Raw genomic sequence first — 18,774 nt, 5'->3', positions numbered from 1 at the left:
CTTACCCCGCCGCGACGAGTGCCGCGAGCGCGGCCTCAATCCCGGCGGGCGAGAGAACGTGCTGCGAGACGAGCTGGCTCGCGCCCATGACGGCGGCCCGGCCCCCCGCGCGGGAGAGGACGATCCGAAGGTTCGTCGTCGCGAGCGGCGGCGACCGGTGGTACACGACCTCGCGCACGCCGGCCATGATGTGTTCGCCCGCCGCGGCCATGGACCCGCCGATCACGATGACGCTCGGGTTGAGCAGGTTGACACACGTCGCGAGCACCTCGCCGATGTCCCGCCCGGCCTGCCGGAGGGCCTGGATCGCGGCGATGTTGCCGTGCGAGGCGAGCTCGATGACGTCGCGCCCGCTCCCGGCGGCGACGCCGCTCGCCGCGAGGGAGCGGGCGACGGCGGCGCCCGACGCGAGCGCCTCGAGGCACCCGATGTTCCCGCACCGGCACACGATCCCCTCGCCCCGCGCGACTCGGACGTGGCCGAGGTCCCCAGCCGTGCCGTCGGCGCCGCGTTGGAGCTCGCCGCTGCTGATGATCCCGGACCCGATGCCGGTCGCGACCTTGATGAAGAGCAGGTCGTCGACGCCGGGCCAGAAGCCCGCGCGTTCGCCGAGGGCCATGATGTTGACGTCGTTGTCGACGAGGACCGGCACCTGCAGCGAGCGCTGGACCAGTCCGACGACGTCGAACCCGTCCCATCCAGGCATGATCGGCGGTTTCACGGGCCGGCCCGTCGCGTGTTCGACCGGCCCCGGGAGCCCGATCCCGACGCCCGCGAGGAGGCGGTCGGGCCGATGCGCCGCGGCGAGGAGCCGCTTTCCGGCGGCGACAACGTGACCGAGCACGGCCTCGGGCCCGGCCGTGACCGGAAGCCCCTCGCGCTCCTCGGCGAGGACGTCGCCGTTGAGGTCGGTCAGGGCGACGTGCACGTGGCTCGCGCCGACGTCGGCCGCGAGGACCGTGCGCGCCTGAGCGTGGAAGGCAAAGCGCGACGGCGGGCGGCCGCCGCTCGACGCCGCCTCGCCGACCGAGACGATGAGGCCCGAGTTGAGGAGCAGGTCCACCTTCCCGGCCACGGTCGAGCGGGCGAGTCCCGTCGTGACGGCGAGCTGGGCGCGTGTCCACGGATTGCCGTCGCGCAGGAGCTGGAACAGATCGCCGGCCCGTGACATGGCAGCGGAAACGGGCTCGCCGAGGGCGGCCTCGACGGCCGTCCGGGCTGTCGCGCGTCGGTCATCTGCCATGGACGAAAGTCTCCCATACGGGCTTAATCGAAGCCATAGATCAAAAGACAACCACAGACTTCACAACTTTTGCTTGCGTCTCGTCAAAAGTCCCTCTACGCTCCTAGTGAACCAGCTCACACCGACACGGAACGCCCGAGCCACAGAACCCACCCGATTCAAAGCCCACCCGCGCTACAGAACCCACCCCAGGAGCATCGATGCCCCACACGACTCACACCGAGGACGGCTCGCCGCTCATCGGCGTCGGCTTCCTCGGTGCGGGGCCGGTGACGCAGGCGATCCACCTTCCGAGCCTCGCGCGGCTCACGGATCTCTTCGCGGTCGCGCACGTCATGGATGTCGACGGCGGAGTCGCCGCCGACGTGGCCGCCCGCGCAGGAGCCCGCCACTCGACGTCCATGGAGGAACTGCTCGCCGACCCGCGCGTCGAGGTCGTCGCGATCTGCAGCCCGCACAAGTTCCATGCCACGCAGGTCATCGCCGCGTGCCGAGCCGGCAAGAAGGCCGTCCTGTGCGAGAAGCCGTTCGCGGTCTCCGGCGAGGAGGCGGCAGAGATCGCTGCCGTCTCCGACGAGACGGGCGTGCCGATCGTCGTCGGCGCGATGCACACGTTCGATCCGGGCTGGCTCGCCGCCGAGCAGCTCATGGGCGACCTCCCCGAGACCGCACACACGCTGCGCTCCTCGGTCGTCCTCCCGCCAAACGCCCGGTTCGAGGACTTCGCGACTCAAGTTTTCACCCGCCCTCCCGGCCCTACCCGCCCTCCTCTCACCCACCCCTCCCGCCCCGAGCCGGACCTTTCCGACTTGGCAGTCGTGGCCACGATGCTCGAGGGCGGCGTCCTGGGCCTCGCGATCCACGACCTGCCGATCGTGCGCCGCTTCGTGCCGCGCTTCGACGACCTCGAGGTGCTCCATGCCGAGATCGTCCGCCCGTTCGGCTACGTCTTCCTCCTGCAGGCGGGCGGCCGCACGATCGAGCTGACCGCGGCGATGAACGCGACCTGGAAGCCCGACTGGACGTTCGAGGCCATCGGCCCGGACTCGACCCTCAAGGTGACGTTCACGCCGTCGTACGTTCAGGCGGGTTCGGCGGTCGCCGAGTTCACGACCGCCGACCAGACGACGGTCGCCGGCCCCTTCGGCTGCAACGGCTACGAGGGCGAGTGGCGGCGGATCGCCGGGATCGTCCGCGGAACCGAGCAGGCCCCGGACGCCGCGACGCTCATCGACGACCTCCGCTTCGCCCTCGCGATCGCCGACGGAGCGCGGGCCCACGTCCTGGAGGCCGCAGCATGAGCGCTTTTTCCGTCGACACGACGCATACGGCGGGCCTCGCCGAAATCGTCGCGTCCCTGCCGCTTTCGCTCTCACCGGTTGGCGACGGGCCCGCCCAGCTCGCGGCCGTCGCCGGCTCGCCCGGGTGGGCACAGCGTGCGATGGAGGCGGCCGACGGCGGAGCGCTCGCCGTCGTCGTCGGCTCGCCTCAGACGGACGACGGCGTCGCGGCCCTTGCGAGTGAGACCGCGCCGCGCGTCGTGCTCGCGTGGGACTTCGCCGCAAATCCGGGTGTCCTCGCCGCAGCCGACGCCGCCGCGCCGCTGCGCGAAAGCGCCGTGCTCGCCGAGGCAACCCTCGCCGTGCCGAGCGGCACGGACCTCGACGCCGCGCTGCTCGACGTGCTCGTCGCCGTCGACCGCGTCGCCGGCGAGCCTGCCTCCCTGCGCTCGCTGCACCGCGGCGCGAACAGTTGGCACCTCGCGGGCGGGACCCGCTCGGGCGCCCCGCTCGCCCTCTCACTCGTTGTCACGGACGCCGCGTCGGCAAGCCTGCGGCTGCGGATCCTGACCGACGACGGCGGGCTCACCGCCGTCGTGCCCAGCCCAGACACGGCCGCTCCGGCCGAAATCCGGGTCGTCGCTCGGGACGGCGAACGCCTCCTCCCGACGCTCTGGGAAACTTCCCGCCGCGCAAGCTGGCGGCGGGCCGTGGCAATCGCCGCCGGGGACACCATCTCCGGCGACATCGCCGAGCTTCACCGCCTTACCCCTCTCGCCGCCGCCGCTCTCGGCTGAAGCGAAGCGCTTTTTCCTGCCCCACCCACCCTCAAAGATGAAGGACCAGCTATGACCTCTTCGCGCCCGTTGTCCCGGCAGCCGTTCTCCCGCCAGCCGTTCTCCCGGAGGGGCTTTCTCGGCCTCGCGGCCGCAGCCGCGGCCGTCCCCGCCCTCGCCGCATGCGGCGGCGGCTCCGCATCGAAGAGCGGAGGCGGCGACGCGATCAAGTTCTGGGACATGCCGTGGGGAACGCCCGCCTACAACGACGCGGCGAAGAAGATCGTCGAGGGCTACGCGCCGACCGGCAGCAACCTCAAGGCGAGCTACCAGATCATCCAGTGGAACAACTTCTACCAGACGTTCTCCTCGGCGATCGCGTCCAAGACCGGCCCCGCCGTCTCGACGGGTGGCGGCTTCCAGGCGTTCCAGTTCGAGCAGCAGGGCGCGATCGCGTACGCCGACAAGGTCATCGACGCCCTCAAGAAGAACGGCCAGTACGACGACTTCCTGCCCGGGGTGCTCGACCCGTTCAAGTCGGACAAGGGCTACGTCGCCGTCCCGTGGCAGCTCGACATGCGCGTCATGTGGTACCGCAAGTCCCTCTTCGACAAGGCTGGCGTCGCGGCCCCGACCGATTGGAAGGGCATCCTCGAGGCCGGCAAGGCGCTCAAGAAGATCGGCGCCGGCGGATTCGTGACCGGTGCGGGTGCGGGCAACTTCATGGGCAACCACCTCGTGGTCCAGACGATGGTCAACAACGGCGGCGGCGTGTGGGGCACAGATGGCCAGATCGACGTCGTGAACGACCGCAACATCGAAGCCATCGAGTTCCTGTACGAGCTCTACTCGAACGGCATCATCGACCCCGCCGCGGTGAGCTACACGCAGGACAACCACGACGCGCAGTGGAAGGACAAGACGAAGGGCGCCTACGGCCTCCACGTGGCGGGCCTGACCAACCGCGTGGGCGACACGTCCGGCGACCTCCAGGTCGCCCCGGTCGTGTCCGGGCCGCACGGGGACAAGGGCACGCTCGTGTTCCCGAACAACATCATGATGTACAAGAACACCCCGTCGCAGGACTCCTCGGAGGCGTTCCTCGTCGCGTACCTCGGCCAGATCAAGGAACTCTGGAAGCAGAAGCAGATGAACGCGCTGCCCGTGTTCAAGTCGATCACCGAGCTCCCCGAGTTCACGTCGGACCCGAACAACGTCAAGATCATCAAGGAATGGCAGCCGATCGCGAAGACGTTCGCCTCTCGCGGGACGAAGCTCTCGGCCAACACCGCGGTGCTCGACGGCGGCCAGGCCCTCACGCAGTTCGCCCAGACCGTGCTTTCCGGCAAGGGCGACGCGAAGACCGCGCTCAAGGCCTTCGAAGACGGGCTCAAGTCCGTCGTCAAGTCCTAGTAGGAGGCACCCCGTGACCACCACGACTGACACGGGGCTCGCCCGAGCCCGCCGGGGCCTCGCCCCCGGCGGGCCGGGCCGCCCGGCCCGCAACCGTGCCAGCAGGCTGAGCTCGCAGACCACGAAGACCTACTTCTGGCTCATCCTGCCCTCGGTCCTGCTCCTCCTGCTCATCAACGGCTACCCGCTCGTCTACGCCGCGATCCAGGCCACCCACAACGGCTCCCTCATCGAGGCGGGCGACTTCGTCGGCTTCGCGAACTTCACCGAAGTCCTCGCGTCCGCCGCGTTCTGGAAGGCCGTCCAGTTCACGATCGTGTTCACGATCGTCGGCGTCTTCGGCTCGTGGTCCGTCGGGCTCGGCCTCGCGCTCCTCCTGCGCACGCGGATCCCCGCGAGAGGCTTCTTCAAGGTCCTCCTGCTCCTGCCCTGGGTGGTGCCGATCGTCGTCTCGTCGACGTCGTGGAACTGGCTCGTCGCCTCCCCCGGGAGCCCCACGAGCGCCCTCTTCAACGCCCTCGGCCTCGGCACGCCGCTCTTCCTCGCCGACCCCACCCTCGCCCAGGTCACCGTGTGCGTGTTCAAGGTTTGGATCAGCTTCCCGTTCATGATGATGATGTCCGCCTCCGCCCTCACAAGCGTGGACAACACCGTCTACGAGGCCGCGAGCATGGACGGCGCAACGCGCTGGCAGCAGTTCACGGGCATCACCCTGCCGCTGACCGCCCGCTCGACCTACATCTCGTGGATCCTCATGACGATCTTCTGCGTCAACGACTTCCCCACGATCTACCTCCTCACCGGCGGCGGCCCCGTCGACGCCACCACCTCCCTCGTCGTCTATGCCTACCGCAAGGTCTTCCAGGACTTCCAGACAGGCCCCGGCGTCGCGATCGCGTTCCTCATGACCCTCACCCTCGTGATCATCTCCACCATCCTGTACCGCCAGATCCGAAAGTCGAGCGTCGAATGAGCACCGTCCTGCACACCCACGCCGAGCCTGCAGTCGTTTCAACCGCAGGGCCGCGGAAGCGCCGTACGGTATCGGAAGCCGACCTCCGCGGGCGCTGGTGGCGCTTCGCGCTCATCCTCGCAATCACCGCCGTCGTCCTCGTGCCGATCTTCGCCGTCGTCGTCCTCGCCTTCACGCCCGCGGCGGCAAGCACCACGACCGGGCTGACCTTCGAGAACTTCGCGAGCGTCTTCGACAAGACCCTCGCCGGAACCTGGCTCGGGAACAGCCTCATGGTCACGATGGCGACCGTCGTCGTCTCCGTCGCCGTCGCCGCGCCCGCGGGCTACGTCCTCTCCCGCGGACGCTCCAAGGCTGTCTCGGGCTACTCGCTGCTGCTGTTCGTCATGCAGTCCCTGCCGATCATCACCTCGATCGTGCCGCTGTTCATCCTCTTCGCGAACCTCGGCCTCGCGGACAACCTGCTCGGCATCACGATCGTCTACGTCGCCTCGACCATGGCGGTTGCCACCTGGATGATGGCCGCCTACTTCGACTCCATCCCGGCCAGCCTCGAAGAAGCGTCCTGGATCGACGGCTGTTCGGTGTTCGGCTCGTTCACGAAGGTCGTGCTCCGCAACAGCCTCCCCGGCGTCCTCTCGACCGCGATCTTCGCGTTCCTCCTCGCGTGGAACGACTACCTCGTCGCGATCGTCTTCCTCCGCTCGAACGAGGTCTTCACCCTCCCCGTCGGCGTGCAGTCCTTCTTCCAGCAGAACGCGACCGATTGGGGCTCCGTCATGGCCCTCGCCGTCGTCATGATGCTCCCACCCATCATCGTCTTCGCCGCCCTCAACAAGTACTTCAGCGTCGGCGGCATCGGCGGCTCCCTCGCGGGCCGCTGAAACGCTCTTCCACGGACCCATCTACCCTCCCACCCACCCCAAAGAGGAAACTGTTCCGCATGTCCTATTCAGTCCAGCTCTACACCGTCCGCGACGCGATCGAGGCCGATCTGCCGGGAGCGATCCGGCGGCTCGCCGAGATCGGCTACACCCAGGTCGAGCCGTACAACTTCGCGGCCCGTGCCGACGAGCTCGCCCAGGCCTTCGCCGACAACGGCGTCACGGCTCCGACCGGCCACGCACCCCTCCTCTCGGCCGATCAGGACGAGATCTTCGCCGCCGCGAAGCGCCTTGGCATCGGTACCGTGATCGACCCGTTCATCCCGGCCGAGCAATGGCAGGACGCGGACTCGGTGCGTGCCATCGCGGAGCGCCTCAATGACGCCGCGAAGAAGGGCGCCGAGCACGGCATCCGCGTCGGCTACCACAACCACTACTGGGAGATCACGTCGAAGATCGAGGGCACCACCGCGCTCGAGTACTTCGCCTCGCTCCTGGACCCCGAGCTCGTCCTCGAGGTCGACACCTACTGGGTCGCGATGGGCGGCGAGAACCCGGCTGCGCTGCTCGAACGGCTTGGCGAGCGCGTCATCGCGATCCACATCAAGGACGGGCCGGTGCGCGACCTCGGCAGCGTCTCCCTCGAAGAACTCGACTACGACGCGCTCAAGGCGACCCAGCTGCCGGCTGGCCAGGGCGAGATCGATGTTTGGGGCGTCATCGCCGCGGCGAAGGGGCTCGAGGTCGGCGTCGTCGAGTTCGACGGCTTCGCGGGCGACATCTTCGACGGCGTCGCGGGCTCGCTGCGCTACCTCAAGGCCGGCGCTGGAGCTCAGGAGGTGGCTCGATGAGCCGCGGTCCGGTTGGCGTCGCCGTCATCGGCGCGGGCAACATCAGCACGCAGTACCTCGACAACCTCACGAAGTTCCCGGACCTCAAGGTCCACGTCATCGCGGACCTGTTCCCCGAGGCGGCCAAGGCCCGCGCCGAGGAGTACGGCATCGCCGAGCACGGCGCCCCCGAGCTCGCGCTCGGCCACCCGGACGTGGACATCATCGTGAACCTCACGATCCCGGCCGCTCACGTCGAGGTCGCGACGGCCGCCGTGCGCGCCGGCAAGCACGTGTGGAGCGAGAAACCGTTCTCCCTCGACCGCGAAAGCGGGCTTGCGCTCCTGGCGGAAGCGGACGACGCCGGGATCCGGCTTGGGTGCGCCCCCGACACCTTCCTGGGGGCGGGCCTCCAGACGGCCCGGCGGATCATCGAGCGCGGCGACATCGGCGTCCCGCTCACGGCGCAGACCGTCTTCCAGTACGCCGGCCCCGACCTGTGGCACCCGAACCCCGCGTTCCTGTTCCAGCACGGCGCGGGCCCGCTCTTCGACATGGGGCCCTACTACCTCACGGCCCTCGTCCAGACGTTCGGCAGCGCGCGCCGCGTGGCCGCCGTCGGCTCGAAGTCGAAGGACGTGCGCACGGTCGTCTCAGGCCCCAAGGCAGGCGAGGAGTTCGTCGTCGAGGTGCCCACCCACGTGAGCGCCCAGGTGCAGTTCGAGGGCGGCGGCTCGGCACACGGCATCTACAGCTTCCAGTCCCCGTTCGCGAAGGCCGGGTACTTCGAGCTCTCGGGCTCCGAGGCCACGCTCCTCATCCCGGACCCGAACTACTTCGACGGCGAGCTGCAGATCCGCCGGGCCGGAGACGAGGAATGGACCGCCATCCCGACCACGGGGCCCGCGAACGGACGCGGGATGGGCGTGCTCGACATGGCCCGCTCGATCCGCGCCGACCAGCCCCACCGGGCCACGGGCCAGCTCGCGTACCACGTTCTCGACACCATGGTCTCGATCTCCGAGTCCATCGACTCGGGGACGTTCATCGACGTCGCCAGCTCGGCGCCGTCGTCCACGCCGCTCCCCGAGGACTGGGCCCCTGAGGAGCCGACCCTCGACGAGGTGCTCGCATGAGCACTCCCCGCAGCGGGGTGGGCCCGGCGCCGCTGGGCGTAGCCGCGATCGGGTACGCGTTCATGGGCAAGGCCCATTCGCAGGCGTGGCGGAATGTCGCGGCGTACTTCGACGTCCCGGCGGTCGAGCAGCGCGTGCTCGTGGGCCGCAACGCCGTCGAGGTCGCCGAGGCTGCGGCGCGGTACGGGTGGGCGGAGTCCGCGACGGACTGGCGCGAGGTGATCGCCCGGGATGATGTGCATATCGTGGACATCTGCGCACCGGGGTGGCTGCACGCCGAGATCGCGATCGCGGCGCTCGAGGCGGGCAAGCACGTGCTCGTGGAGAAGCCTCTCGCGAACTCGATGGCCGAGTCCGAGCGCATGGTCGCCGCGGCTCAGTCCGCCCGGGCCCGCGGGGTGCAGTCCATGGTCGGTTTCAACTATCGGCGCGTGCCCGCGCTCGCGTACGCGCGCCAGCTCATCGCGGACGGGCGGCTCGGCACGGTCCGCGAGGTCCGCGCGTCGTACCTGCAGGACTGGCTCGCCGACGACTCCTCGCCCATGACGTGGCGGCTGCGGAAGGAGACCGCCGGGTCCGGGGCGCTCGGAGACATCGCCTCGCACGCGATCGACCAGGTCCAGTTCCTGCTCGGGGACACCGTCACAGAGGCCTCGGGCCGCCTGCACACCTTCGTGGGCCAGCGCCCCGGCCCGTCCGGGGTCGAGGACGTCACGGTCGACGACGCCGCGTGGGCCACGCTGTCCCTCGCCGGGGGCGCGGTGGCCTCGGTCGAGGTCTCGCGGGTGGCTCTGGGCCGCAAGAACTCGCTGCGGATCGAGGTCTACGGCTCCGCGGGGGCCCTCGCGTTCGACCTCGAGCGGCTCAACGAGCTCGAGTTCCTCGACGGTGCCGCGCCGGCGGCCGAGCAGGGCTTCCGCCGGATCGTCGTGACCGAGCCCGAGCACCCGTACGTGGGGGCGTGGTGGCCGCAGGGCCACATCATCGGCTGGGAGCACACGTTCACGCACCAGATCCGCGACTTCCTTGCCGCGATCCGCGACGGGGCCGCCCCGTCGCCGTCGTTCGAGGAGGGACTGCAGGTCCAGCGCGTCCTCGCCGCCGTCGAGGAATCCGCCGCGGCGAAGTCGCTCACCGTCCAGCTCTAGCCCCGCAACCAAACCCACCCAGCCACCCGCCCGCCCGTTCAGGGGTCACGTCCCGTGGGTCACGACCCACGGGACGTGACCCCTGAACGAAAGTCCTCCCACCCACACCCGCTCCCCCGGAAGGAATCCCGATGCCCCGCCCCTTCACCCTGTTCACCGGCCAGTGGGCCGACCTGACCCTCGAGGAGGTGGCCAGGTACGCCGCCGAGTGGGGGTACGACGGGCTCGAGATCGCGGTCTCGGGCGAGCACCTCGACGCATGGCGCTGGGACGACGAGGCGTACATCGCCGAGCGCCTCGGCATCCTCGAAAAGTACGGCCTCAAGGTCTGGGCCATCTCGAACCACCTCAAGGGCCAGGCCGTGTGCGACGACCCGATCGACTTCCGCCACCAGGCGATCGTCGGCTCCCGCGTGTGGGGCGACGGCGACCCCGAGGGCGTGCGTCAGCGTGCCGCCGAGGAGCTCAAGAACACCGCGCGGCTGGCCAAGGCGCTCGGGGTCAAGACCGTCGTCGGGTTCACCGGCTCGAGCATCTGGCAGTACGTGGCGATGTTCCCGCCCGTGCCCGGCGAGGTCATCGACGCCGGGTACCAGGACTTCGCCGACCGGTGGAACCCCATCCTGGACGTCTTCGACGAATGCGGCGTCCGCTTCGCCCACGAGGTCCACCCGTCCGAGATCGCCTACGACTACTGGTCCACGAAGCGCGCCCTCGACGCGGTGGGGAACCGGCCCGCGTTCGGCCTCAACTGGGACCCGTCCCACATGATGTGGCAGAGCATCGACCCCGTGGCCTTCATCACCGATTTCGCCGACCGCATCTACCACGTGGATTGCAAGGACACCCGCATGCGCATGGGCAACGGCCGCGCGGGCATCCTTTCCTCCCACCTGCCATGGGGCGACCCCCGCCGCGGCTGGGACTTCGTCTCCGCCGGCCGCGGCGACGTCCCCTGGGAGGACTCGTTCCGGGCACTGACTGCGATCGGCTACGACGGCCCGATCTCCGTCGAATGGGAGGACGCCGGCATGGACCGCCTCCAGGGCGCCCCCGAGGCCCTCGCGGCGCTCAAGAAGTTCGACTTCGCGCCGAGCACCGCCTCCTTCGACGCGGCCTTCAGCAACCAGGGCTGACCGCCGCTGCGCTTGGCCCGCCTCCCGCCGCCTCGCGCCGCCGCGCTCCCGACCGGTTGTGATTTCCCAATCGGTCGGGAGCGCGGCGTGTCGCGCCGGCACGCGAAAACGGAGCCCAAGAAGCGGGCCGGAGCGCGACCGCGCCCCACCAGAACGGCCCCGATGCACGCGTTTGGTGACACTCCGACGTAAAATGGCAGTATGCCCCGCATCCAGGCAGAGTCGAATGCCGCCCAGCGCGCCCTCACACAGCGCCGCATCCTCGACGCGTTCGGCGAGCTCCTGTTCACTCGCGGCCTACCAGGGCTCACGATGACCGACGTCGCACGGCAAGCCGGCATCGGGCGCACCGCCGTCTACAACTACTACGCCGACCTCGAAGAGCTGCTCATCGGCTACGCCTTGGACGAGACCGGCCGCTTCCTCACCGAGCTCAAGGACCAGCTCGCCGCGGCCAGGAATCCCGTCGACAAGCTCGCGATCTACGTGCGGGCGCAGGTCGAGGACCTCTCGCGCCGCCATCTCCCGCCGGGACCGGCGATGCGCGCGGTGCTTTCGCCGTCGTCGTTCGCGAAGCTCGGGGATCACGTTGGCGAGCTCAACGCGGTGCTCCGCGACATCCTGCGCGAATGCATGGACGAGGGGTACATCCCGCGGGCCGATCTCGAGGAGCTCGCTCAGCTTGTCCTGGGCTCGCTCGCGGCGAGCGCGAACCGCGGGCAGAAGGACGGCGAGGTGGACGCGTCGCCCTCGTCGGACCCCATGGGGGAGCCCACTTCGCCGGATCGGCACACTGACGCCACCGTGCGGTTCATCCAGCTCGGCGTGGGGGCGCGTTTCGACGACGATCGGCGCCCGGTCAGGGCCTGACGCCTGGCGCGGCTACTTCGCCGGTGTGGGCGCCGGGCTCGGCGAGGCAAGCGAGCACACAAGGGGTCCGGGAGTCTGGTCGACGAGTCCGGGGTCGCGAAGATCCTTGAAGGTCGGAAGCAGGACAAGATCGACGGTCGCGTCTCCCCGGCCGTCCGGCATGAACACGCTCCCCGGGACGTTGCGCTGAAGCGTGAAGGCGCCACTCTCCCCCGCCGGACCGGCGACGACGACGGCCGCGGCAGATCCGGCGGCCTTCGAATTGTCCACGCTGCCGACGACGAATTTGCGCTGGGCGAGCTGGTCCGCGACGCCCTTGGCCAGGCCTTCCTTGCCGGTCGCGTTGAGGACACGGACTCGCACCGAATCCGGCGCGGCGTAGTCGAAGGGCCCTGCGGGGCACGTCGGAGAGGGCGACGGCGCGGCACCCGGCTGCGGGATCTTGAGATAGCCGCCCAGCACTGCAAACGCGCCACCCACGCCGACAACGACGAGCGCGACGAGCAGGATGAGCATGATCCCGTGCCTGACGCGCCGGAAGGTCCACCATCTGCGGCGCGCCGCAGTATCGCGCTCGAATTGTGCGCGCAGTTCCTCACCGTCGATGACGTGGTGCCCGTGATACTCGGAGAGGTCCTTGGGCCGGCGGCTCATGGTCGCTGCCCGGCTCAGGAATCGAGGTCCAGGACCCGCGCGTGGATCGCCGTGCGCTGGTGCAGGGCAGTGCGAAGTGCGCGGTGGAGGCCGTCCTCGAGGTAGAGGACGCCCTTGTACTGCACGACGTGGGGGAAAAGATCGCCGAAGAATGTCGAGTCCTCGGCGAGAAGGGCCTCGAGGTCGAGCGTGCGCTTCGTCGTGACGAGCTCGTCGAGCCGCACCGGGCGTGGCGGAAGCGCGGCCCAGTCCTTGGGCGTGTGGTACCCATGGTCCGGATAGGGGCGTCCTTCCCCCACTGCTTTGAAGATCACGCGACCAGCGTAGACAACTGCGCGCCGAGCCGTCATGCCGCCCCGGGGAGTCCCTCGGATTGTGGCCGAACGGTTACCCGGCCTCGTGCTGACAGAATAGGCGCATGGAGACCCGACCCCCGTTTGCCCTCCTCCTCGACGTCGACGGCCCCATCGCAAGCCCCGTCACGCGCGCGGTAAGGCCTGAGATCATCTCGCTCCTGCTCGAGCTGGGTGCGTCCGGAATCCCGGTCGTCTTCAACACGGGGCGTTCGGATGCGTTCATCGCGCAGCAGGTCATGGAGCCGATGATCGCCGCAGGGATGCCGGACGGGCTGCGGGTCCACGCGATCTGCGAGAAGGGCGCGACGTGGTTCTCGTTCACCGGCGCCGGCGCGGGGCCGGTGCATGTGGACCGGGAGCTTGCGGTTCCGAGCGAGTTCTCTGACGCGATCCGGGACCTCGTCTCGAGCTACTACTCCGACCACATGTTCTTCGACGAGACAAAGCGCGCGATGGTCTCGGTCGAGCAGCACATTGAGGTCTCGAACGACGTGTACCGCGCGATCCAGGAGCATTTCGACGCAGAAGCCATGTCCGTCATGGGCCGCCTCGGGCTCGGTGCCGTCCGGCTCGACCATCATGTGCCCGGCGAGGACGACACCGTGGACTACCGGATCGACCCGACCATCATCTCGACGGACATCGAGTCGGTGCGCCTGGGCAAGGACCTCGGCGCGAGCCGGGCGTGCGAGCTGCTGCACCGCGACGGGATCGTGCCCCAGGCGTGGTTCACGATGGGCGACTCGCGGACCGACTACGCGATGGCGGACTGGCTGCACCACAACGACCACGAGGTCTCCCACGTCGACGTGCGGCCCGAGGACGGGGTGCCTGAGAAGCCGTACGAGATCCTCACCGCCGGGTACCTCGGCCTTGGCCCCGAAGTGATTCACGACGACGCCGGCCTCGCCTTCCTGCGCGAGTGGCGGGACGAGTGGCGGGACGCGGCGCTCGCCGAGCGCTGATTCTCCCGGCTGATGCGCGGCGGGCTGCGCCATGCGCGGCCGGCTGCGTTATGCGCGGCGGCTGCGTTTATTCGCGGCCGTCTGCGCTCGCGTGGGCCCAGCGCTGCCGCGCAGTGTTGAGACCGCCCTTCACGGGAACGTGGGCCGTGGCCTTTGCGAGCCCAAAAGCGGGCATGCCGTTGTAGACCGCCTCCATGCCGGAAGCCGGGACGGAATACGTCTCGTGCCACACGCCGATGTCGCCGGTCCCCGAGACCGTCTTCATGAAGTCTCGCCACGGGGCAAGATGCGGCGCGTCGCGGTCGGCCGCGAAGCGCATGAGGTCCTCGGGGCTGCGCCAATAGCTCACGAGGATGGTGGTGCGGCCAAGCCACTGGTGGAAGCCGAGCATCCCCGACTCGGGATTGGCGGCGAGGTAGCGGAGCATGCGAGGCATCGCAGCGGCGACTCGCATGACCGAGCCGAGCTTCCACCAGCGGTTGGCCCGCATCCCGATGAGGAACACCGTCACGCCGCCCTCAGGTTGGGCGGTGAAGCGGCCGGGAAAGACTTCGAGCGCCATGGGATTCCCCCTCCGGGTTTCAAAACAACGTTACGTAACGACGTTACGATACACTTGACCCCATGGCAAGACCTGTTGTGCACGACGACGCCGTCCGCTCGCGGCTCCTCGAAGTCACCCTCGAACTCGTCGACCGCGAAGGCCCGGCACGCGTGACGCTCCGCGAGGTGGCGGCGAGCGCGGGAACATCGACGACGGCGATCTACTCGCTCTTCGGCGGCAAGACCGAGCTGCTCCAGGCCGTCGTCGACGGCGGCTTCGCGTCGTTCGCCCAGTCGCAGAGGGAAGCGGCCGACGGCGGCCTCCGCACCTTGGGCTTGGCATACCGGGAATGGGCGCTCGGACACCCCGCGCTGTATCGGCTCATGTTCGGCTCTTCCGCACGTCCGGACGGCGGGGTGGCGCCGTCGTCCGCCGTCGGGGAGGCCGCGATGGCCCCGCTCCGCGATGCCGTGGCGACGGGCCAGCGGAGCGGCGAGCTGCGCGCCGCATCTGTGGAGGCCGCCGTCATCGCCATCTGGGGCCAAGTCCATGGGCTCGTGAGCCTCGAGTTCGCCTGCGTCGAGCCAGAGGCGGACTGGGCGGGAATCTACGCGGAGGCGCTCGAAGCCGTCGCGCGCGCCTGGGCGGCGTAGCCGCTCGGCACGGGTCTATTCAGCCCGAACGGCCGCGGCCAGCGGAAGGACGGCCTCGAGCGCGGCGCGCAGCTCAGGCGCCTCGGGGGCGACGGCGGAGCGGAAGCGGCGCACGACGTGGCCCTCCGCATCAACGAGGAACTTCTCGAAATTCCAGCGGACCTTGTCGCCGAGGTCGTCGTCGGCGGGGAAACGCGCGAGCTCGGCGTAGAGCGGGTGCTGCCGGGGACCGAGGACATTCGCCTTCGCCGCGAGAGGGAACGAAACGCCGTACGTGAGGCGGCAGAATTCCTCGATTTCCGCGTCGGTGCCGGGTTCCTGGCCCGCGAATTGATTGCACGGGAATCCGAGGACCACGAATCCGCGGTCCCGATATTCGCGATAGACGTTTTCGAGGCCGTCATATTGACCCGTGTAGCCGCATTTCGACGCGACGTTGACCACGAGCACCGCCGAGCCGGCGAACTCGCCGAACGTCGTCTCGGTTCCGTCGTTGAGGGTCAGGGCGATATCGTGCAGGCTCACCCAGACAGCTTAGTCGCGCCGCTCAGTGGCCCGAGGGCGAGGGGCTTGGCGTCGATGAGCACGTGGGGCTCGCCTTCGGCGAAGGCGAAGGCGACACGATCGACGAAACCAGCCCTCCCGACGGCGACGGCGAGGCAGTCGGCGTCGGGGACGGGCACGCGCTGGGCGACGGGGTCGGCGAGGGGCTCGGCGACGGCGAGGGGCTCGGCGAGGGCGACGGGCTCGGCGAGGGGGTCGGAGCCGTATGCGTCGGGCTCGGTGTGGGCGAGCTGGATGGCGAGGGCGTCGGCGTCGGTGTGCTCGGCGCAGAGGGGTGCGGAGCAGCCGACGGCGGCACTGGCGGCACGGGCGCGGGGGCAGGGGCTTTCCGAATCGTCTCGCCGGGAGCGGGCTGGCTGACCGGACCGGGAATGTCCCAGTTCTGGTCCGACTGGGTCTTGCCGTCCGACGGCGTGTAGTCGGTAAGGGTCAGATCCGTCACCGTATTGCGCTGCGCGATCGGAATGAAGCCCCACTCCATCGGGTCCTTGTAGGTTCCTTTGAGGATGGTCTCAAAATGCAGATGGCATCCCGTTGCGCTCCCCGTGGAGCCCACGAGTCCGATCACCTGCCCGACGGCAACGGTGTCTCCGACCTTGACGGCCGCGTCGAGCATGTGGTTGTAGGTCGTGACGAGACCATTGCCGTGGTCGATCTCGACCCGGTTCCCACCGCCCCACGGGTGCCAGCCCGCGGCCCGGACGATCCCGGCGTCGGCCGCGTAGACGCGCGTCCCGCACGGGGCGCCGAAATCCTGGCCCCAGTGGAATTCGCCGGGCTCGTCATTGAGGGGGTTGATGCGATACCCGAAGGGCGACGTCGGGACGAGGCTTTCGAGCGGGGCGTACAGCTTGCCTTGGGGCGGGCGGGAAAGGTCCGACGACGCGAGAAGTACGACGCCGGAGTGCTTGCCGGCCGGAATCGAGCTCACGTCGGCGTGTTCGAAGACGATCACGGCGTTCGGATCCGCCCTCACCGAGTCGCCGCCAGCGTCGGCGAACGCAGGGGCAACGCTGATAACCAGCGAACTCACGGCCGCAACAGCGGCAATCAAGAATCGATGCCCTCTCGGCCTAGCGGCCTGGAGCACAGCATCCAATGTGCTGCCCACGGGTAGTCCCCCAACATGGTTCGTGTGCGACGTTACGCACCGTACCATCGTGGGCCGCCGGCTGTCGATGGCGAGAGGCTCGCTGTGGAAAACTCCCAGCGACCACACAGGAATCGCATAGCCTGCCGCAATTGTGACGAAATGCGGGATTTTCGCGCCCTCAACCCGCCGAACACCACGCCCGGTCCCCGCGAAAAGGCACAATCGCGCCATATCAACAGGCAATTCGCGACAGTTTTTTGTCAATCCGCCCCCAAAGCCGGCGTTGACCTGTACCGTCACTTTCACGCGGGCACCTGCTCGCAACCCACGGCATCGATTGGGGGACCAAGTGATTTTGCCAGATAAAGGATTGAAAACACTTCGAGTTGCAGCTTCTGTTATCGCCCTCTGCCTTATCGCACCCGCATCCGTCGCCCAAGCAGTCCCGCAGGGTGACACAGGGAACCACAAGCTCGAATCCACGGCTACCGCGATTAATAAGGGTCTCGCACGTTCAGGACAGGGCGAGACAACTCTCGTAAGACCGGCCAAATCCGATACAGGATCGGTCGAGGCCAGCGTCCGGTCCGGGCGAGTCAAAATCACCAAGGACCGAGGTAGGGCCAAAGCAAACCTGGACGGCGGCGACGGCGGGCTCAAACTTTCGCTCGAGTTGCCAAGCCCTGCAGTAGCGCCAGACCCTCAGATCGCAGCCGACGGAACCACCGTACTAACCGATCCAAACGGGCAAGTGGACCTCGGAGTGCAGACCCTCACAGACGGCTCCATCCGCGCCCTGACCGTCTTGAACAATCGGCATGCTCCAGTCAGGTACGACTACCGGCTGGAGCTGACCGCTGACACGACTCCTATACAGACCGGCGATGGATCGATCTCACTGAGGGACAGGAATGGAACCTCAAAGGGTTGGATCGCGCCTGCATGGGCGGTCGATGCCAATGGCGCGCCGGTCAAGACCCATTACGAAGTCAACGGTAACGTCATCGCGCAGATTGTGGAGCACACGGGGCAACACGTCGCCTATCCCGTTATCGCGGACCCACGGGTCTACTACGCGTGGTGGCAGCTGTTCAACTGGTCCGAGTGGCACTGGAACTCGGCCTACGGCATGAACCAGCTATCCATTGAACTTTCAATCTGGGGGCGTCATGACCTGGTCTTCAATGCAGGTCAATTCCTAACGTCGGGCTGGAACCTTCTTAAGGAGAAGCATTCCTGGTGGATGTTCACGGACTCGATGCGGCAGCAGTGGGAATGTCACGTGCTGGGGGGAATTGCTGAGCCAGGGACATTTGATCTCGAGTACGAGCGTCGATCCGTCCCTGATTGGCGAAGCCGGATTGGTAGAGTCTGGCCGCCGCAGGACACATGCAATTGGTAGAACTAAATAGACAGTTGGTGAGGGAGGGGCGAATTGCCACTGCAGCAATCTTGATCTCCGGCATTGTCCCGTGGATGCTGGGTGTCTATGGAGCCTTCGTCGTCACTGCGCAATATAGCGGGCTGGGGCTTGTCGAGTCTTACCTCTCGTTCCAAGATGGGTCGAACATCGGAAACGCGACAGCCCTCCTCTTCCTGACCGGAATAACGGCGGGAGCCTGCTCGGTCCTGATCCGTCACCTGAAGCGGCACTACAGACGGCTCAAGGCCACGTATTCCCTTCTGTTCGCTTTCGCGGCCCCTTCGGTGGCAGTATTCTATCCCGATGCCGTGGTCGGAGCCGCCGTCGAGCACATCAAAGACAATTCGAGACATTCCGATCTTTTGATGGTCCTGATCGTGAGCGGAGGTCTCGCCCTTCTCGTCGCCACATTCCTGCTCGCCATTGACTTGGGCTTTCGCCTCTGGAAACAGCGGCACCAACCATAGCGCCAGCAACTGCTGCCGAAACCCGCTTCTCCGTGCCATATACCCCACGGAAAAGCGGGTTTCGGCAGCAGAAGCAGAATGTCCACGGACACGAGAACGCCCCCGGTCCGAAAACCGGGGGCGTTCACACAACGCGGAGGATGGGGGATTTGAACCCCCGAGGGCGTTAACCCAACACGCGTTCCAGGCGTGCGCCATAGGCCGCTAGGCGAATCCTCCATTGCCCGCTCGGAGCCGAACCACGGGTTGAAGAACCACAGGGTTGAAGAACCACGGGGCCAGACTCGTGCAGAGCAGACTCTAGGATACCCGAGGTTCGAGGAAGCTCCGAATCGGCGCCTCCTCGAGGAAGGGCCCGAGAGCCAC

20 protein-coding genes and 1 tRNA gene are annotated in these 18,774 nt (G+C 68.2%); 14 read left to right on the top strand and 7 right to left on the bottom strand.

Annotated elements, in window-relative coordinates; translation table 11 throughout:
• Window position 1 precedes the first annotated feature (1 nt).
• Window positions 2-1,171: an ROK family protein gene (locus RBS12_RS11655; RefSeq protein ID WP_307966362.1), complete on the bottom strand. Its 1,170-nt coding sequence runs from the start codon at window positions 1,169-1,171 to the stop codon at window positions 2-4.
• A 272-nt stretch (window positions 1,172-1,443) separates the two neighbouring features.
• Between RBS12_RS11655 and RBS12_RS11650 the strand changes: the two genes are divergently transcribed.
• The 10 genes from RBS12_RS11650 to RBS12_RS11605 all read left to right on the top strand — a co-directional run bounded on the left by RBS12_RS11650 (window position 1,444) and on the right by RBS12_RS11605 (window position 11,689).
• A complete protein-coding gene (locus tag RBS12_RS11650; protein WP_307966273.1) occupies window positions 1,444-2,544 on the top strand; it encodes a Gfo/Idh/MocA family oxidoreductase in 1,101 nt (366 codons plus the stop codon).
• Window positions 2,541-3,320: a hypothetical protein gene (locus RBS12_RS11645; protein WP_307966272.1), complete on the top strand. Its 780-nt coding sequence runs from the start codon at window positions 2,541-2,543 to the stop codon at window positions 3,318-3,320. The genes RBS12_RS11650 and RBS12_RS11645 overlap by 4 nt, the downstream gene beginning before the upstream one ends.
• 51 nt (window positions 3,321-3,371) lie before the next feature.
• Window positions 3,372-4,712, top strand: a complete 1,341-nt coding sequence (locus RBS12_RS11640; RefSeq protein ID WP_307966271.1) for an extracellular solute-binding protein — start codon at window positions 3,372-3,374, stop codon at window positions 4,710-4,712.
• Between the two features lie 13 nt (window positions 4,713-4,725).
• Window positions 4,726-5,685 (top strand): sugar ABC transporter permease, encoded by a 960-nt coding sequence (locus tag RBS12_RS11635; RefSeq protein WP_307966270.1) that lies wholly within the window; start codon window positions 4,726-4,728, stop codon window positions 5,683-5,685.
• Window positions 5,682-6,569 (top strand): carbohydrate ABC transporter permease, encoded by an 888-nt coding sequence (locus tag RBS12_RS11630; RefSeq protein ID WP_307966269.1) that lies wholly within the window; start codon window positions 5,682-5,684, stop codon window positions 6,567-6,569. The genes RBS12_RS11635 and RBS12_RS11630 overlap by 4 nt, the downstream gene beginning before the upstream one ends.
• Window positions 6,570-6,628: 59 nt before the next feature.
• Window positions 6,629-7,420, top strand: a complete 792-nt coding sequence (locus tag RBS12_RS11625) for a sugar phosphate isomerase/epimerase (protein WP_307966268.1) — start codon at window positions 6,629-6,631, stop codon at window positions 7,418-7,420.
• Window positions 7,417-8,535 carry a Gfo/Idh/MocA family oxidoreductase gene (locus RBS12_RS11620; protein ID WP_307966267.1) on the top strand — a complete coding sequence of 373 codons (1,119 nt, stop codon included), beginning with the start codon at window positions 7,417-7,419 and terminating at the stop codon, window positions 8,533-8,535. The genes RBS12_RS11625 and RBS12_RS11620 overlap by 4 nt, the downstream gene beginning before the upstream one ends.
• Window positions 8,532-9,683 carry a Gfo/Idh/MocA family oxidoreductase gene (locus RBS12_RS11615; RefSeq protein ID WP_307966266.1) on the top strand — a complete coding sequence of 384 codons (1,152 nt, stop codon included), beginning with the start codon at window positions 8,532-8,534 and terminating at the stop codon, window positions 9,681-9,683. Before RBS12_RS11620 ends, RBS12_RS11615 begins: the two co-directional genes overlap by 4 nt.
• Window positions 9,684-9,814: 131 nt before the next feature.
• Entirely contained in the window at window positions 9,815-10,819 is a 1,005-nt protein-coding gene (locus RBS12_RS11610; RefSeq protein ID WP_307966265.1) for a sugar phosphate isomerase/epimerase family protein, read from the top strand.
• A 201-nt stretch (window positions 10,820-11,020) separates the two neighbouring features.
• Complete coding sequence (locus RBS12_RS11605) at window positions 11,021-11,689, top strand: TetR/AcrR family transcriptional regulator (RefSeq protein WP_307966264.1); 669 nt, start codon at window positions 11,021-11,023, stop codon at window positions 11,687-11,689.
• A 12-nt stretch (window positions 11,690-11,701) separates the two neighbouring features.
• Here the strand turns inward: RBS12_RS11605 and RBS12_RS11600 are convergent, their stop codons facing one another.
• Together RBS12_RS11600 and RBS12_RS11595 are read right to left on the bottom strand one after the other, a co-directional pair.
• A complete protein-coding gene (locus RBS12_RS11600) occupies window positions 11,702-12,343 on the bottom strand; it encodes a LytR C-terminal domain-containing protein (RefSeq protein WP_307966263.1) in 642 nt (213 codons plus the stop codon).
• A 14-nt stretch (window positions 12,344-12,357) separates the two neighbouring features.
• Complete coding sequence (locus RBS12_RS11595) at window positions 12,358-12,657, bottom strand: type II toxin-antitoxin system VapB family antitoxin (RefSeq protein ID WP_307966262.1); 300 nt, start codon at window positions 12,655-12,657, stop codon at window positions 12,358-12,360.
• Between the two features lie 104 nt (window positions 12,658-12,761).
• Here RBS12_RS11595 and RBS12_RS11590 point away from each other — a divergent pair, with 104 nt between their 5' ends.
• Window positions 12,762-13,664 carry a hypothetical protein gene (locus RBS12_RS11590; RefSeq protein ID WP_307966261.1) on the top strand — a complete coding sequence of 301 codons (903 nt, stop codon included), beginning with the start codon at window positions 12,762-12,764 and terminating at the stop codon, window positions 13,662-13,664.
• 67 nt (window positions 13,665-13,731) lie between these two features.
• Here the strand turns inward: RBS12_RS11590 and RBS12_RS11585 are convergent, their stop codons facing one another.
• Complete coding sequence (locus RBS12_RS11585) at window positions 13,732-14,226, bottom strand: DUF4188 domain-containing protein (protein ID WP_307966260.1); 495 nt, start codon at window positions 14,224-14,226, stop codon at window positions 13,732-13,734.
• 62 nt (window positions 14,227-14,288) lie between these two features.
• Here RBS12_RS11585 and RBS12_RS11580 point away from each other — a divergent pair, with 62 nt between their 5' ends.
• Window positions 14,289-14,861, top strand: coding sequence for a TetR/AcrR family transcriptional regulator (locus RBS12_RS11580; protein WP_307966259.1), 573 nt, complete (start codon window positions 14,289-14,291; stop codon window positions 14,859-14,861).
• Window positions 14,862-14,876: 15 nt separating this feature from the next.
• On the opposite strand, the gene RBS12_RS11575 is transcribed toward RBS12_RS11580, so the two are convergent.
• Both RBS12_RS11575 and RBS12_RS11570 read right to left on the bottom strand, forming a co-directional pair.
• Window positions 14,877-15,386 (bottom strand): glutathione peroxidase, encoded by a 510-nt coding sequence (locus RBS12_RS11575; RefSeq protein WP_307966258.1) that lies wholly within the window; start codon window positions 15,384-15,386, stop codon window positions 14,877-14,879.
• A gap of 22 nt (window positions 15,387-15,408) precedes the next feature.
• Window positions 15,409-16,458, bottom strand: a complete 1,050-nt coding sequence (locus RBS12_RS11570; RefSeq protein ID WP_307966257.1) for a M23 family metallopeptidase — start codon at window positions 16,456-16,458, stop codon at window positions 15,409-15,411.
• 823 nt (window positions 16,459-17,281) lie between these two features.
• Between RBS12_RS11570 and RBS12_RS11565 the strand changes: the two genes are divergently transcribed.
• Window positions 17,282-17,920 (top strand): hypothetical protein, encoded by a 639-nt coding sequence (locus RBS12_RS11565; protein ID WP_307966256.1) that lies wholly within the window; start codon window positions 17,282-17,284, stop codon window positions 17,918-17,920.
• A gap of 50 nt (window positions 17,921-17,970) precedes the next feature.
• Window positions 17,971-18,408 (top strand): hypothetical protein, encoded by a 438-nt coding sequence (locus RBS12_RS11560; RefSeq protein WP_307966255.1) that lies wholly within the window; start codon window positions 17,971-17,973, stop codon window positions 18,406-18,408.
• Between the two features lie 134 nt (window positions 18,409-18,542).
• Here the strand turns inward: RBS12_RS11560 and RBS12_RS11555 are convergent.
• A tRNA-Ser gene (locus RBS12_RS11555) sits at window positions 18,543-18,627 on the bottom strand.
• Window positions 18,628-18,774: the final 147 nt, after the last annotated feature.

It is taken from the genome of Sinomonas sp. ASV322, assembly GCF_030908245.1.
GTDB lineage: Bacteria > Actinomycetota > Actinomycetes > Actinomycetales > Micrococcaceae > Sinomonas.
The sequence above is the reverse complement of the archived record's forward strand: the minus strand, read 5'-3'. Positions and strand labels throughout refer to the sequence as shown.

Bases quoted from the DNA above. Each gene is read 5' to 3' on its own strand.
- RBS12_RS11655 (WP_307966362.1), bottom strand. From the start codon at position 1,171: ATGTCACGGGCCGGCGATCTGTTCCAGCTCCTGCGCGACGGCAATCCG.
- RBS12_RS11650 (WP_307966273.1), top strand. From the start codon at position 1,444: ATGCCCCACACGACTCACACCGAGGACGGCTCGCCGCTCATCGGCGTC.
- RBS12_RS11645 (WP_307966272.1), top strand. From the start codon at position 2,541: ATGAGCGCTTTTTCCGTCGACACGACGCATACGGCGGGCCTCGCCGAA.
- RBS12_RS11640 (WP_307966271.1), top strand. From the start codon at position 3,372: ATGACCTCTTCGCGCCCGTTGTCCCGGCAGCCGTTCTCCCGCCAGCCG.
- RBS12_RS11630 (WP_307966269.1), top strand. From the start codon at position 5,682: ATGAGCACCGTCCTGCACACCCACGCCGAGCCTGCAGTCGTTTCAACC.
- RBS12_RS11625 (WP_307966268.1), top strand. From the start codon at position 6,629: ATGTCCTATTCAGTCCAGCTCTACACCGTCCGCGACGCGATCGAGGCC.
- RBS12_RS11620 (WP_307966267.1), top strand. From the start codon at position 7,417: ATGAGCCGCGGTCCGGTTGGCGTCGCCGTCATCGGCGCGGGCAACATC.
- RBS12_RS11615 (WP_307966266.1), top strand. From the start codon at position 8,532: ATGAGCACTCCCCGCAGCGGGGTGGGCCCGGCGCCGCTGGGCGTAGCC.
- RBS12_RS11610 (WP_307966265.1), top strand. From the start codon at position 9,815: ATGCCCCGCCCCTTCACCCTGTTCACCGGCCAGTGGGCCGACCTGACC.
- RBS12_RS11605 (WP_307966264.1), top strand. From the start codon at position 11,021: ATGCCCCGCATCCAGGCAGAGTCGAATGCCGCCCAGCGCGCCCTCACA.
- RBS12_RS11600 (WP_307966263.1), bottom strand. From the start codon at position 12,343: ATGAGCCGCCGGCCCAAGGACCTCTCCGAGTATCACGGGCACCACGTC.
- RBS12_RS11590 (WP_307966261.1), top strand. From the start codon at position 12,762: ATGGAGACCCGACCCCCGTTTGCCCTCCTCCTCGACGTCGACGGCCCC.
- RBS12_RS11585 (WP_307966260.1), bottom strand. From the start codon at position 14,226: ATGGCGCTCGAAGTCTTTCCCGGCCGCTTCACCGCCCAACCTGAGGGC.
- RBS12_RS11580 (WP_307966259.1), top strand. From the start codon at position 14,289: ATGGCAAGACCTGTTGTGCACGACGACGCCGTCCGCTCGCGGCTCCTC.